At 63.0% G+C, this 13,824-nt stretch carries 12 protein-coding genes and 1 pseudogene; 4 read left to right on the top strand and 9 right to left on the bottom strand.

Annotated elements, in window-relative coordinates:
* Window positions 1–12: 12 nt before the first annotated feature.
* The gene (locus DDA93_RS08190) at window positions 13–861 is read right to left on the bottom strand and encodes a sulfurtransferase (RefSeq protein WP_116778480.1); all 849 of its coding nucleotides are present in this window, start codon (window positions 859–861) and stop codon (window positions 13–15) included.
* Window positions 862–997: 136 nt separating this feature from the next.
* Here DDA93_RS08190 and DDA93_RS08195 point away from each other — a divergent pair, with 136 nt between their 5' ends.
* Window positions 998–2,092, top strand: a complete 1,095-nt coding sequence (locus DDA93_RS08195) for a PLP-dependent cysteine synthase family protein (protein WP_024475942.1) — start codon at window positions 998–1,000, stop codon at window positions 2,090–2,092.
* A 32-nt stretch (window positions 2,093–2,124) separates the two neighbouring features.
* Complete coding sequence (locus DDA93_RS08200; protein WP_116778481.1) at window positions 2,125–3,783, top strand: alkaline phosphatase D family protein; 1,659 nt, start codon at window positions 2,125–2,127, stop codon at window positions 3,781–3,783.
* 65 nt (window positions 3,784–3,848) lie between these two features.
* Here DDA93_RS08200 and DDA93_RS08205 read toward each other — a convergent pair whose 3' ends face one another.
* Window positions 3,849–4,547: a YafY family protein gene (locus DDA93_RS08205; protein ID WP_116778482.1), complete on the bottom strand. Its 699-nt coding sequence runs from the start codon at window positions 4,545–4,547 to the stop codon at window positions 3,849–3,851.
* Between the two features lie 73 nt (window positions 4,548–4,620).
* Here DDA93_RS08205 and DDA93_RS08210 point away from each other — a divergent pair, with 73 nt between their 5' ends.
* Window positions 4,621–5,418, top strand: coding sequence for an alpha/beta hydrolase (locus DDA93_RS08210; protein ID WP_116778483.1), 798 nt, complete (start codon window positions 4,621–4,623; stop codon window positions 5,416–5,418).
* Here DDA93_RS08210 and DDA93_RS08215 read toward each other — a convergent pair.
* Window positions 5,365–6,024 (bottom strand): MBL fold metallo-hydrolase, encoded by a 660-nt coding sequence (locus tag DDA93_RS08215; RefSeq protein WP_116778484.1) that lies wholly within the window; start codon window positions 6,022–6,024, stop codon window positions 5,365–5,367. The two genes, DDA93_RS08210 and DDA93_RS08215, sit on opposite strands and share 54 nt — an antisense overlap.
* A 111-nt stretch (window positions 6,025–6,135) precedes the next feature.
* On the opposite strand from DDA93_RS08215, the gene DDA93_RS08220 reads away from it, so the two are divergent.
* Window positions 6,136–6,570, top strand: a complete 435-nt coding sequence (locus tag DDA93_RS08220) for a Fur family transcriptional regulator (RefSeq protein ID WP_116778485.1) — start codon at window positions 6,136–6,138, stop codon at window positions 6,568–6,570.
* On the opposite strand, the gene DDA93_RS08225 is transcribed toward DDA93_RS08220, so the two are convergent.
* The 6 genes and pseudogenes from DDA93_RS08225 to DDA93_RS08250 form a co-directional block, all read right to left on the bottom strand.
* The gene (locus tag DDA93_RS08225) at window positions 6,567–7,454 is read right to left on the bottom strand and encodes a metal ABC transporter permease (RefSeq protein ID WP_116778486.1); all 888 of its coding nucleotides are present in this window, start codon (window positions 7,452–7,454) and stop codon (window positions 6,567–6,569) included. The two genes, DDA93_RS08220 and DDA93_RS08225, sit on opposite strands and share 4 nt — an antisense overlap.
* A gap of 2 nt (window positions 7,455–7,456) precedes the next feature.
* On the bottom strand, window positions 7,457–8,242 hold the full coding sequence (locus tag DDA93_RS08230) for an ATP-binding cassette domain-containing protein (protein WP_026041121.1): 786 nt from the start codon (window positions 8,240–8,242) through the stop codon (window positions 7,457–7,459).
* Window positions 8,243–8,347: 105 nt separating this feature from the next.
* On the bottom strand, window positions 8,348–9,391 hold the full coding sequence (locus DDA93_RS08235) for a zinc ABC transporter substrate-binding protein (RefSeq protein ID WP_207771327.1): 1,044 nt from the start codon (window positions 9,389–9,391) through the stop codon (window positions 8,348–8,350).
* Window positions 9,392–9,501: 110 nt separating this feature from the next.
* Window positions 9,502–10,596: a hemolysin family protein gene (locus DDA93_RS08240; protein WP_019483113.1), complete on the bottom strand. Its 1,095-nt coding sequence runs from the start codon at window positions 10,594–10,596 to the stop codon at window positions 9,502–9,504.
* Window positions 10,593–11,938, bottom strand: a pseudogene (locus tag DDA93_RS08245) (hemolysin family protein). Before DDA93_RS08245 ends, DDA93_RS08240 begins: the two are co-directional and overlap by 4 nt.
* 315 nt (window positions 11,939–12,253) lie before the next feature.
* A complete protein-coding gene (locus tag DDA93_RS08250) occupies window positions 12,254–13,717 on the bottom strand; it encodes a GuaB1 family IMP dehydrogenase-related protein (RefSeq protein ID WP_116778488.1) in 1,464 nt (487 codons plus the stop codon).
* Window positions 13,718–13,824 lie beyond the last annotated feature (107 nt).

Below are 13,824 nucleotides of genomic sequence, written 5' to 3' on the forward strand. Positions count from 1 at the left end.
TGGGTGGTCGGGTTAGGCGCCGGTGGCGACCGGCAGGTCCGAGCGGGATGACCATTGGGACCAGGACCCCGGATAAAGCGCCGCCGGGTAGCCAGCGATTTCCAGGGCAGCGATCTGGTGGGCGGCGGTAATGCCCGATCCGCAGTACACTGCGACGTCGACGGCGTCGTTGACGCCAAAGGCTTCGAAGCGCCGGCGCAGATCGGCGGGTGTCTTGAACCTTTGGTCGGGGGCAAGATTCTCGCTGGTGGGCGCACTCACCGCACCCGGAATGTGGCCGGCTTTGGGGTCGAGTGGTTCCACCTCGCCGCGGAAACGCTCTCCGGCACGCGCGTCCAGCAGCACACCGTGCTCGGCGATGCCCTGCACACCATCGATGTCGGTGACCGGCATTGCACCACTGCCGCCCTCTTCGTCGAGGCCCAGCTCCACCTCGCCGAGGCAGTGCTGTTCCTCGCCCCCTTCAGTCTCGTACCCGGCGTCGACCCAGGCAGCGAGGCCGCCGTCGAGCAGCTGTACCGTGTCGAGACCCGCCCACCGCAGCAACCACCAGAGCCGGGCGGCGGAGGTATTACCTGAATTGTCATAGGCCACCACCACGTCGCCGTCGTTGATGCCCCACTGCCGGGCGGCTTCCTGCAGTTGCTCGAGGCCAGGCAGCGGGTGCCTGCCCTCCCGCGCCGACGGTTCACCGCTCAGTGTGGCTTCGAGGTCAACGTACACGGCGCCGGGGATGTGGGCTGATTGGTAATGACCGTGGCCGTGGGGATCGCCCAACGCCCAGCGGACATCCAGCAGAACCGTCTGCAGGCCGGAGGTCATCCGGTCCCGCAGGGTCTGCACGTCCATCAGAGTCTTCATCAAGATCTCCTTTTAATGTGACCGGCAACACTGCCGGACCTGATGCAATCCAGTCCACCACAGCCCGGGCCGGTACTCCAATCTCGCCGCCAACGACTTTCCGCCCCTCCGTTGGGCGGCCCGGTAGGCTGAACCAGTGAACATCCCGAGCCCCCTCTCCAACCGGTCCTGGGCTGCTGAGGCCATCCGCCGGATCGAGGCTGAAAACAACCGGTCAGCCGACACTCATCTCTACGCGGTCCCCCTGCCTGAACACTGGGGAGTCGACCTGTTCCTGAAGGACGAGTCGACCCACCGGACAGGCAGCCTCAAACACCGATTGGCTCGGTCGCTCTTCCTGTTCGGACTGGTCAACGGCTGGATCAACGAGCATACGACGGTCGTTGAGGCGTCCAGCGGGTCGACGGCGGTTTCCGAAGCGTACTTCGCGCAGCTTCTGGACCTGCCGTTCATCGCTGTGATGACCCGCACCACGAGCAAGGAAAAGATCGACCAGATCGAACAGTATGGCGGCGCCTGCCACTTCGTTGACCACGCCTCCGAGGTTTACGCCGCCGCAGCAGGCCTTGCCGCCACGACTGGCGGCCACTACATGGATCAATTCACTTACGCTGAGCGGGCAACGGACTGGCGTGGCAACAACAACATCGCCGAGTCGATTTTCGGGCAGCTGGCCCTGGAGCAGCATCCGGTTCCCGACTGGATCGTGGTGGGCGCCGGGACGGGCGGCACCAGCGCCACCATCGGGCGTTACATCAGGTACCAGCGCCACCACACCCGGCTGGCCGTGGTCGACCCGGAGAACTCGGCTTTTTATCCGGCCTGGCGTACCCCCGGCACCGCGGCGGCGGGGAGTCCTTCCCGGATTGAGGGCATCGGACGGCCGCGGCTGGAACCAAGTTTTGTACCCGGCGTCATTGACCACATGATTCAGGTCCCCGACGCCGCGTCGGTCGCGGCGATGCGCCACCTACGCCAGCTCACCGGACTGCATGCGGGCCCGTCAACCGGCACCAACCTGTGGGGAGTCTGGGGGCTGATCGCGGACATGGTCGGCCAGGGTCGCCGCGGCAGTATTGTCTCGCTGATGTGCGACGCCGGCACCAGATACACCGGGTCCTACGACGACGACGCCTGGCTGGCAGCGCGGGACCTGGATCCAGCCCCCTACCTGGCAGTGCTGGAGCGCTTCTTTGTCACCGGGAGTTGGCCCGGTGATCCTGCCAGATAGCGGCGGTCTCGGGAACCGGGTAGAACTGAATAATGACTGATTCCCTGGTACTTGGCCCCATGATGCGCTACGTCGATCTGACCTCGGCCAGCATCTGGGTGGAAACCCGCCAGACTGCACGGGTCACGGTGACGGCCGGTGACCAGTCCTGGACTGCCCGGACGTTCGGTGTGCATGGCCACCACTACGCCCTGGTGGAGGCTAACGGTCTGGAACCGGGAAGCGTCACCGCCTACACGGTGTCGATTGATGGGGAGCAGGTGTGGCCCGTGGAAGGGTCAGCGTACCCGCCGTCAATGATTGCGACGCTGACCCCTGACAAGCCCATCAAAATGGCGTTCGGTTCGTGCCGGACCAGTGTCCCCCACAACGAAGCGAGAAACAGTAAACACGGTGTCGATTCGATGCGTGCCTACGCCCTGCAGATGGCCGCGGGAGTGGACGACGTCGCCTGGCCCGATCTGGTGGTGTTCCTGGGCGACCAGGTGTACGCGGATGTGACGAGTGACGCGATGCAGGAGTTCATTAGGGCGCGCCGGGACATTGACGAGGAGCCCGGGGAGGAGCTCAAGGACTATGAGGAGTACGCCCACCTGTACAACCTGGCGTGGTCCGACGACGCCAACCGCTGGCTCCTGTCCACCCTGCCCAGCGCAATGATTTTCGACGACCACGACATTCGGGACGACTGGAACACCTCCCTGGCCTGGAAGCACGCGATGGAGGCTACCTCCTGGTGGCAGGGCCGGATCGTCTCGGGGCTGGCTTCCTACTGGGTGCACCAGCACCTGGGCAATCTTTCACCCGAGCACCGGGACCAGGACGAGATCTGGCAGTTGATCAGCTCGCACGACGGCGAGACGGAACTGGACATCAGCAACGTGCTGGACCAGTTCGCTGACCGGGCCAATCAGGAGCCGTCCACCTACCGGTGGAGCTTTGCCAGGGAAATTGGTGACGTCCGACTGGTGGTCCTGGACTCCCGTGCGGGCCGGGTACTCGACCCCGCCCAGCGGTCAATCCTCGACGACCGGGAAATGAAGTGGCTGGATGGACAAATGCAGGGCGGCTTCCGGCATCTGCTGATCGCCACCTCGCTGCCGTTCCTGCTCCCTGCGGGTTTGCACCACATCGAAGCCTGGAACGAGGCACTCGCCGACGGCGCCTGGGGCAGGTTTGGGGCGAAGATCGGCGAAAAGATGCGGCGCACTGTGGATCTGGAGCACTGGGGTGCGTTCCAGCGAAGCTTCCGACAAGTGGCGACGATGGCGGTTGAGGTGGCAGATGGGAAGCGTGGCAAGGCACCCGAAACCGTCACCTTCCTGTCGGGGGACGTGCACTTCTCGTATGTCTCCGAGGTGGAGCGCACCTCCGGGAGCCGGATCATCCAGGCGGTCTGTTCGCCGATCCGCAACCCGCTCCCCCGCGCCATGCGTTTTGCTACCGCCATCCTGTCCTACGGCGTCGCAAGCCCGGTGGGGGCACTGGTGGCCCGGTCGGCGAAGGTGCCGAGTCCGCCCTTCCGCTGGTCCGGGCTGAAAGGCCCCTGGTTCGACAACAACCTGGCCGGCCTCGAAGACGGCCCAGCCGGTCTGCGGTTCTGGTGGGAGCGCGGGGTGGTGGTCGACGGCGACCACCTCTCACCCCGGTTGGAAGAGGTCTCCACGGTGACCGTCTCACCGCGGAACTAGCTCATCACGGAGTTTGAATCCGTCACTGCGTTGGATGTACTGACCGGAGCGGCTGATTGAGTGACTCACCCGCTCCGAGCGTGCACCGGTCTGGCGTTCGCTGGGGGTTCTCCGACCTCGTGGATGGTATGGCCGACGCAAGCCGTCCTGGTTACGCTGGCTCGTTCGATGCGAGACACAGTGAACCATCGCATTGCGTTGCGCAGTCGGCACCACCCCACCAGGTAGCACTGGCCGTTCGTGGCGGCGAACAGCACTGGCTCAGCGTCGCGGGTGGTCGTGGTCTCGTCTCCCGATGTGTAGGAAATGCGGAGTACCCGCTGCTCGGCCATCGCCTCCTCCAGCGCCGACTTGGTTGCGCGCGAAGAGGAGGGAAGCGCGTTGACCCAGACGCGGTGAGCGAGTTCGTCGGCTCGGGCTCGGGTTTTAGGATCTAGGACGTCCATAATCTTCTGGATACCTGCTGCCGCCAGATCGGCGTAGGGGGCATCGGGTGCAGCGGATACGGCTGCCATGAGGGCCACGGCCTGGGCTGGGGACAGGCTGACCGGCGGCAGGGACCCTTCTACAGCCAATCCGTAGCCACCGCCCGGACCTGGGCGGGACCATATCGGCGCACCGCTGTTCTCTAACGCATCGAGGTCTCTCTTGATGGTGCGCACGGATACCTCAAACTCTCTCGCCAACCGCTCAGCGGAAACGCCGCGCGCACCGCTGCGGCGCAACATCTCGGATAATGCGTGGAGCCGTTCGACTCGTCTCACAGTTCAGCACCCGACAAATTCATGACATAAATAGTGACACACCGTTGTCTTGGGTGCCTGCGATGGTTGAGGCATGACAACTACTACAAGCAATCCGATCATCATTCTCATCGCCGGCCACTGGCTGGGGGCCTGGGCGTGGGATGAAGTCCTTGAACACCTGACCACCGACCACTTTCGTGCAATCGCGGTGACACTGCCCGGTCTTGACGGGGACGATCCCGAGCGTGCGGCGAAGACTCTCGACGATCAGGCCGCAGCGGTCCTGGATGTCATCACCCAACTCGGGATTTCCGAGGATCAGCCCGCAACTCTCGTCGCTCACAGTGGGGCGAACGCCCCCGTCAGCCTCGTCCTTGACCGACACCCTGAGTTGGTTCATCGAGTAGTGTGGGTCGACTCCGGCCCGGTGGCGACGGGAACCGCCTTCGCCCCAGACATCCCCGAGGAGTTGAAGGAACTTCCGCTGCCACCCCTCGACGTCCTCGCACAGCAGGCGAGCCTCGAGGGCCTGAGCGCAGAGGTCCTCGAGCGTTTCCGGGCCCGGGCCGTCCCCGAACCCGGCCCCGTGCTTCGTCAGCCCGTCGATCTCACGAACGATGCCCGCCGCAAGGTCCGGACCACCCTGGTGTGCTGCTCGATCCCGAGCGCGCAGGTGCTCGAGCTTGCCCGCGCGGGCCATCCCATGTTTGCCGAAGTCCCGACCATCGAGCACCTCGACGTCATTGACCTTCCGACGGGGCATTGGCCTATGTGGAGCCGTCCCCGCGATCTCGCCAGGGCCATTCAGTCAGCGGCTTCTCAACCCGACGCTGCCCTAGATCGTCACGCTCTCACCGGGGGCAAGATGACGGAACTCGGTGCCATATAGGCCTCCGATCCGCGCCAGATGGCCTTCGACCAGCTGCAGACCGGTTTCGTTGAGGAGCGCATCGTGGATCTGGAACGCCCGGGCCGCCCGCACTGAAGTGACGAAATCGATCACTTCGGCTGTCTTGGACCACGGCGCGTGCACCGGCACCAGAACCGTCGACACGTCAACGCCATGCGGGACAATGAACGAATCGCCCGGGTGGTAGAGAGAACCATCGATGAGGTACCCAATATTGGCCACCATCGGAATATGCGGGTGGATCAGCGCATGCTGACCACCGAAGGTCTGCACCTCAAAACCTGCAACACTGTACCGCTGCTCGGGCTCGGCCGTATGCACCCGGTCCAGGCCATCGGCGTCGAGCCGCTCGGCCAACATACCGGCCACCTTCGCTGGTGCATAGATCAGCAGTGACTGGTCCCGTTGCAACGCCGCCACCACCTTCTCCTCGTCGAAGTGGTCGGCATGCTGATGGGTGATCAGCACCGCGTGTGCCCCCGCCAGTGCCGTCTCGGCCTCCGAGAATGTTCCCGGGTCGATCACGAGCACGGCACCGTCCTTCTCCAACCGGACACAGGCATGAGTGAATTTGGTGAGCTTCATCGCGTCAGCCTACCGCCGACCACCCCGGCAGCAACAGGACCGGCAGCTGAGCGCTGGTAACCTTATTCGCGACAGTCAGTAACACCCGAGCCGTCAGGAGGCGATCCGTCAGTGCCACCAACAGCAGAACCGACAGCACGCAAGGGACCGGAACAACGGGTCACCAAGCAGCGGCTGGCGGTAGGCGCGGCGCTGGATAAGCTCGACGATTTCGTCAGCACCCAGGAGCTTCACCGGCGCCTGCACGAAGCCGGCAACGCGGTGTCACTGGCCACCACCTACCGGATTCTCCAGTCGATGTCCGAAGACGGGTTGGTTGACGTGCTGCGCAACGGCGAAGGCGAAGCCGTCTATCGCCGGTGCGACGCCCCACATCACCATCACCATCTGCTCTGTCGGAGTTGCGGGCGCGCTGTCGAGATCGAAGCGCCGGCCGTTGAGAAATGGGCTGCACGGATTGCTGAAGAGTATGGCTACACCGAGGTGGCCCACACCGTTGAAATTTACGGCCTCTGCCCCGCCTGCACTGCCGGCGCTGCGGGTTAGGCCGGGCGCACCACTGCTGGTGTTGAAGTGGTCAACGCGGTGCGTCTTCCGCGCTGCCAGCTAATTCCCCGGCAGACGAGGTAGATCACGAAGGAAATTGTGGTCACGTAGGGACTGATGGGGATCCGGCCACCCAGGGCCAGAAGGATCCCGCCGACCACTGACACACAGGCAAAAATCACGCTGAGCAACACCACGATTCGTGGCGACGACGTCACCTTCAGCGCCGCTGCTGCCGGGGTGATGAGCAGGGCCAGGACGAGCAGCGCTCCCACCACCTGAATGGACAGCGCAACCGACACGCCCAGCAGGAACATGAACATGATGGAGAGCCCCCGCACCGGCACGCCGCGAGCCTCGGCGAGGTCGGCGTCGGCGCTGGCAAAGGTGAGCGGCCGCCAAATGGCGAGCAGCGCCACCATCACCGCCACTGCGCAACCCGCCAGCAGGGACAGCTGGACATCATCGACCGAGACAATCTGCCCAGTCAGCAGGCCAAACTTGTTGGCAGCGCGGCCTTCGTACAACGCCAGGAACAGGATGCCCAGGCCGAGACCGAAGGGCATAATCACACCGATGATCGAGTTCCGGTCCCTCGCTCTGATCCCCATGACGCCGAGGACCACCGCTGCGAGCACTGAACCCACCAGGGATCCGTAGATCACATTCGCCCCGATGAGGAGGGCAAACGCTGCGCCGGCAAACGACAGCTCGGCGATGCCGTGGACGGCGAAAGCGAGATCGCGCATCATCACGAACGTGCCGATCAACCCGCCGAGAAGCCCCAGCACTGCGCCCGCCCAGAGCGAGTTCTGCACCAGAGGAAGCAGATCCGAGTAGTTGTCGAAGTTGAAGATTGCGGTCAGGATCTCCTGCAGGTCCACTGTCAGTGTCCTTCCGCGTGATGGTGGGTGGTGTCATCGGGCAGCCCGACGACGATGATCCGGCCCTTGCTGTGCAGGACCTCGACGTTGCTTTTGTAGAGCTCGGACAACACTTCACTGGTCATTACCTCGTGCGGTGCGCCGACCCTGAACTGGCCTTCGGCAAGATAAAGCACCCGGTCGACGTAGTCGATGATCGGGTTGATCTCATGCGTCACGAAAACCACTGCCGACTCGTTGACCCGGCACTGCGAGTTGATCAACCCGCTCACTGCCTGCTGGTGGTGGAGATCAAGGGAGAGCAGCGGTTCATCGCAGAGAAGCACCTGCGGATTGGTCGCGAGGGCCTGGGCTGCGCGCAGCCGCTGTTGCTCTCCCCCGGAAAGCCGCCCGACCGGCGCGTCGGCATAGGAGGATGCACCCACCTTTTCCAGCAGGGCATCGACCGTGGCGTTGTAGTCCCGGCCCCTCCATCTGAGCCCCCACCGGTGACCGTCGACGCCGAGGCCCACCAGGTCACGGGCCCGCAGCGGGGTTTCCGGCGGAAAGGACTTCTGCTGGGGGATGTACCCGATGTCGCGGCTGCCGCGACGCACCGCCGAGCCGTTGACGGTCGCCGAGCCGGAGTCAAGTTGCTGAAGGCCCAGGAGGACCTTCAGGAGACTGGTTTTCCCTGAACCGTTGGGGCCGAGGACAGCGAAAAACTCGCCCTTACCGATATCGAGGTCAAGATTCTGCCAGAGGACACGGTCGCCGAAGGAGAGCGACGCCGATCGGAGCCGAACCATAGGTGCTGTTTCCGGCCGCTCGGCCGTGCGGTGGTCTTGGGTCAAAGCCAGTAGGTTCATCTCCAGCGAAAAGGTAGGTGGCGTGGCGTTTCCACCATCAGTTGATCAGGGGGCGAGGACGCTCTCGATACCGTCCACATTGGAAGTCATCCAACTCAGGAAGTCTTCCCCCTCAGGCACTGTCTCCGTGAAGTTGACGATTTCCACCCCGGCCTCGTCCGCGGCGTCACGAACGGTCTGGGTCTGGGGACTTTCAGTTTGCTCATTATAGGCAAGGAACGCCAGCGATTCGTCCTCCATGAGGCTCATCATTTCGTTCAGAACGGCAATTGAGACATCCGATCCCTCTTCAATCGCCTCACTGTAGCCATTCGGCGTGACGTTCTCCAACCCTGCCGCTTCGAGCAGGTAGACGGGGACCGGTTCGGTGATTGCGACAGTTTGGCCTGCGGAGGCCTCACCCAGTTCCGAGAGCCGCTCGGTCAGGGCGGTGATGCCCGCGTCAAACTCCTCAACATTGGCGCTGTACACCCCGGCGTTGTCGGGATCCAGCGCGGTCAGCTTCTCGCCAATCGCAGCGGCCACGGCCCGCATGGTGTTCAGGTCATACCAGACGTGCTCATTCGCCGAGCCGTGGGCATGTTCCTCTGCCGACTCACCGGCATGTTCCTCTGCCGACTCACCGGCATGTTCCTCTGCTGACTCGCCGGCATGCTCGTCCTCACCAGCATGCTCGCCCTCATCCTCGTGCTCCTCCTCGAAGCCCTCGAAGCCTGACTCGCTGACTGCAGAAATCAGGTAGTCATGGTCCATCTCCACCTCGTCGGCCAGCAGGTGCAGGAACGGGTCGTACCCACCACCATTCTCGATCAGCAGGTCGGCCTCGGAAACCGCCAGCTTGTCCTGAACGGTCGCCTCATAGGAGTGCGGGTCCTGCGCCAGGCTGTCAACAATCGAGTTCACCGAGACGTTCTCTCCACCGATGGTCTGCGCGATGTCTCCGTAGACATTGGTGGAGGCAACCACCTGGATCCCATCCTCGGAGGTGTCTGCTGCAGTATTGCCGCTGTCCGCCTGACCACAGCCGGTCAGGGCCAGCGCCATCGCTGCTACTCCGAGGAGGCCGGTTGAGGTGGAAAGACGTTGCATGTATCCCTCGATCTACGTGATTGGAACTTGGATCAATAACTCCTGACCTTGAGTCTAACGCAAACGCGAATCATTCGCATATCGAGGGATACGCTGTCGAAGCCGGGTGCCTAGCTAATGCTGCGGTCGAGGCCGAGCTCGTCCACACTGGAGCCAGTCCGCCGGTGTCCCTGATTTTGCGTGGCATCCCGGATCTCTCCGATCAGCTGCTCAATAACATCCTCGAGGAAAAGGACTCCGTGGGTTGCGCCGTCGGGACCCAGTACCCGAGCCAGGTGGGACCCGGTGCGTTGCATGGTGGTCAACGCCGTCTCGATCTCATCATCCATTCTCAGGTTCGCAAGGGTGCGGACCTTGTTTTCAGTAATCGGTTTGGAGTACATCTCCTCGGAAATCGACATGATGTCCTTGAGGTGCATGTACCCGGTGAGGACGTCGTTCTCATCCATCAACACGAACCGCGAGAATCCGGTTCGCCCCACAGTCTTCTCGAACTCTGCTGGGGTGGAGTCCGTCCTGACGCTCACCAGCTCATCCAGCGGCACCATGACCGTCCCGGCAGTCTGGCCCGAGAACTCGAGGGCGCCGGAAATCAGACCGGAGCCGTCGTCAACGAGCCCGTGGCGAGTGGATTCCTGAACGATCGACTGCACTTCCTCAAGGGTGAACGAAGAGGTCACCTCGTCCTTCGGCTCAACGCGCATAGCCCGAAGAATATGGTTCGCCAGCCAGTTCAGCGACCCAATAATGGGATTCACCACCCGCGCAATCATCACGAGCGGTGGTGCCAGCAGAAGCGCAGCCTTATCGGCGACGGATACCGAAATGTTCTTCGGGACCATTTCGCCGAACGTGACGTGCAGGAAGGTCACGATCAGCAAGGCGATGGCGAAAGCGATGATGTCAGCGGGTCCCGCAGGGATCCCCACTGATTCAAACGGAACCACCAGGAGGTGATGGATCGCGGGTTCGGCGACCTGCAGGATCAGCAGCGAGCACACGGTGATGCCCAGCTGCGCGCAGGCGAGCATCAACGAGACGTGCTCCATCGCCCAGAGCGTAGTTTTGGCACGCTTGGAACCCTGGTCGGCCAGAGGTTCAATCTGGCTGCGGCGCGCCGACATGACAGCGAATTCGGCGCCAACGAAGAAGGCGTTTCCGATCAACAGGACAATCAGCCATACGATTCCGGCCCAGTCGCTCATCGCTGACCTTCCATTGCGGCGTTTGATACTCCGCCAGTTTCATCTTCAGGGGGCAGCGGGATGAAGCTGACCCGGTCGATTCGACGACCATCCATACGTTCCACCTCAAGGATCCCCTCGGGGACATCGACCCGGTCACCTGGGGCAGCAATCCGGCCCAGCTGGGCATGATGTACCCGGCGACGGTTTCATAACCAGCCTCGTCGGGTACCGAGAGGTGCGGAATCTGCTCGGTGACCTCGTCCGGACGCATCAGGCCCGGAAAGAACCAGTTACCCGAAGCGCTCTGCAGCACCCCAGGTTTCAGCTTGTCGTGTTCGTCCGAGACCTCGCCGACAATCTCCTCGACCAGATCCTCGAGGGTGACGACGCCGGCAGTGCCGCCGTACTCGTCGAGCACCACCGCCAGCTGAAGATTCGCTTCACGCAGCTCTGCCAGGAGGGAATCCAGGTGTACCGTCTCGGGCACTCGTAGTACCTCGGTCATGATGGTCCCGGCTGGCAGCCCCGCACGCTTGCTGCGGGGAACCGCCACTGCCTTCTTGACGTGGACCACGCCGCGAATGTCGTCGGGTGAGTCAGCGATCAGCGGGAACCGGGAAAAGCCGGTCCGACGGGCCAGGTCGACGACGTCGGCCACGGTTTGATCCGAATCGATCGTTTCCATCCGGATCCGCGGGGTCATAACATCGGCGGCGGTCCGTTCGGAGAAGCTGAACGTCCGGGCCAGGAAGTTGGCGGTGCCAGCGTCAAGGGTGCCCATCTCAGCCGACCGGCGGACCAGGGAGGACAGTTCCGAGGGGGTGCGGGCGCCGGAGATTTCCTCTTTCGCTTCCAGTCCAAAGAGGTTCAGGACACGGTTGGAAAAACCGTTCAGCACCACAATCGCTGGCTTGAACACCCCGGTGAAGATCAGCTGAGGCCGCGCCAGCAGCTTGCCGATCTTGAACGGAAGGGCGATCGCCAGGTTTTTCGGAACCAGCTCGCCGATCAGCATTGAAAGCAGGGTGGCAAGTGTCATCGCGATCACCAGCGAGACCGTGCCGAGGATCGCGGCGGGGATACCGATCGCGCTCAGCGGGCCCTGGATCAGGCGGCCGACGGACGGTTCCATGACGTAACCGGTCAGCAGCGTGGTGAGGGTAATTCCCAACTGGCAACTGGAGAGCTGGGTGGAGAGCGACTTCAGACATTTGAGGAGGGGCACAGCCCCCTTGTCGCCATTGTCAACGGCCCGTTGAACGTAGGTCTGATCCAGCGCCACGAGCGAGAACTCGACCGCGACGAAAAAACCAGTACCGAGGATCAGCAGCAGGCCCGCTATCAGGAAATAGATTTCCACGGTGCACTCACCGCCAGCCGGAATTGATCGTGTAAATCACCCTGGTGGCATCGAAAAGACCCGGGCTCAACCGGTCTAGAAGGCTCCGATAAAGACTCCACTGAGCTGGCACCGGAAACGCTTGGTCCGTTGGGATCTGGTTCGATGGGGCTCAATACTGCCTGGAGTTGGCGATGGGCATTAATGCGGGGTCTGCCGGCGCAAGTCGACCGTTTTGCGGGAAAATGCCGCGAACGCATCGAGGGCCAGCCCCTAGAGGAACTGTCCATAAGAGCTTCAGTTTACATTAGGGACCGGCCCGCGCCAGTTCTGTTTCTACCAGCTCTGCGGCAGGGGCCTGCCCTCTTCGTAACCTGCGGCCGACTGCACCCCGACCACCGCGTTCTCCCTGAATTCAGCCAGGCTACGTGCCCCTGCGTATGTCATCGAGCTGCGTAGCCCCGCCGTAATCAGGTCCAGAAGATCCTCAACCCCGGGCCGGGCCGGATCCAGGTACATTTTCGAGGTGGAGATACCCTCCTCGAAGAGGCCCTTCCTGGCTCGCGCGAAAACGTCGTCGCGCTGGGTCCGGTTCTGGACCGCACGAGCGGAGGCCATGCCGAAGCTTTCCTTGTATTGCCTGCCGCTGCTGTCAGTCTGCAGGTCACCAGGGCTCTCATAGGTGCCAGCAAACCAGGAGCCAATCATCACCTGGCTGGCGCCCGCAGCGAGCGCCAGGGCAACGTCGCGTGGATACCTGACACCGCCGTCGGCCCAGATCTGCGCCCCGAGCTCGCGCGCCGCCTCAGAGCATTCCTGGACCGCGGAGAACTGGGGGCGTCCCACCGCGGTCATCATTCGGGTGGTGCACATGGCACCTGGGCCGACTCCCACCTTGACAATGTTGGCGCCGGCCTCCACCAGGTCACGCACGCCATCGGCGCTCACCACGTTTCCCGCGACGATGGGCACTGGCCGCGCGAGGCCATTGACGACACCTCTAACGGCTCGCAGCGCGTCGATCATCTTTCGCTGGTGGCCGTGGGCGGTGTCCACCACCAGCACGTCCACGCCGGCGTCGAGAAGTTCAGCAGCCTTCGCCTCGACGTCGCCGTTGATGCCCACCGCTGCTGCGACGCGAAGGGAGCCGTTCGCGTCGAGCGCCGGCCGATAGATTGTCGACCTGAGCGCACCCGTGCGGGTCAGGACGCCGAGCAATTCACCGTCACGGGAGACGGGTGCAAGATTGGTGCTCGCCGCGTCGAGTTCCTCGAACGCGAGTTGCAGTCCCGCCGCGGTGTTGCCCTCGAACCGGGAGGACTCGAAACTGATGAAGCTGGTGCGCATCACCGACTCCAGTGAAGCAAAACGGTCGACTCCTTCACAGTCGGATGCCCGGATTATTCCTACGCAACGATTTTGCTCGTCCACGACCATCACTGCCCCGTGGGAGCGTTTGTTCATCAGGTGCAGCGCATCGATCACCGTGTGCTCCGGCTTGAGGCGCAACGGAGTCTCGTATACGGCGTCCCGGCTCTTCACCCACTGGGTAACCTCGGCGATGACCGCCGAAGGAATGTCCTGAGGCAATACCGCCAGCCCTCCTCGACGCGCCACCGTTTCCACCATCCGCCGTCCGGTGACAGCCGTCATGTTGGCCACCACCAGGGGGATGGTAGTTCCGGTCGAATCGTCGCTCGCCAGGTCGACATCAAACCGGGAGATCACTTCGGAAGCGGAGGGGACCAGAAAAACGTCCGAATAGGTGAGGTCGGTGGCTGGCTGATTGATAAAACGCATGAGGGTTGCTCCTGGATCGGCATCAGCAAAAAGTCTATGTGCTGCACCGGACACTTCGAGCATTCGAGGGATTGGCTTGTTACCTCGGACTGTCATTAGACTGGCAA

Origin of the sequence: Arthrobacter sp. Bz4 (assembly GCF_003075455.1) — a bacterium.
Lineage (GTDB): Bacteria > Actinomycetota > Actinomycetes > Actinomycetales > Micrococcaceae > Arthrobacter_D.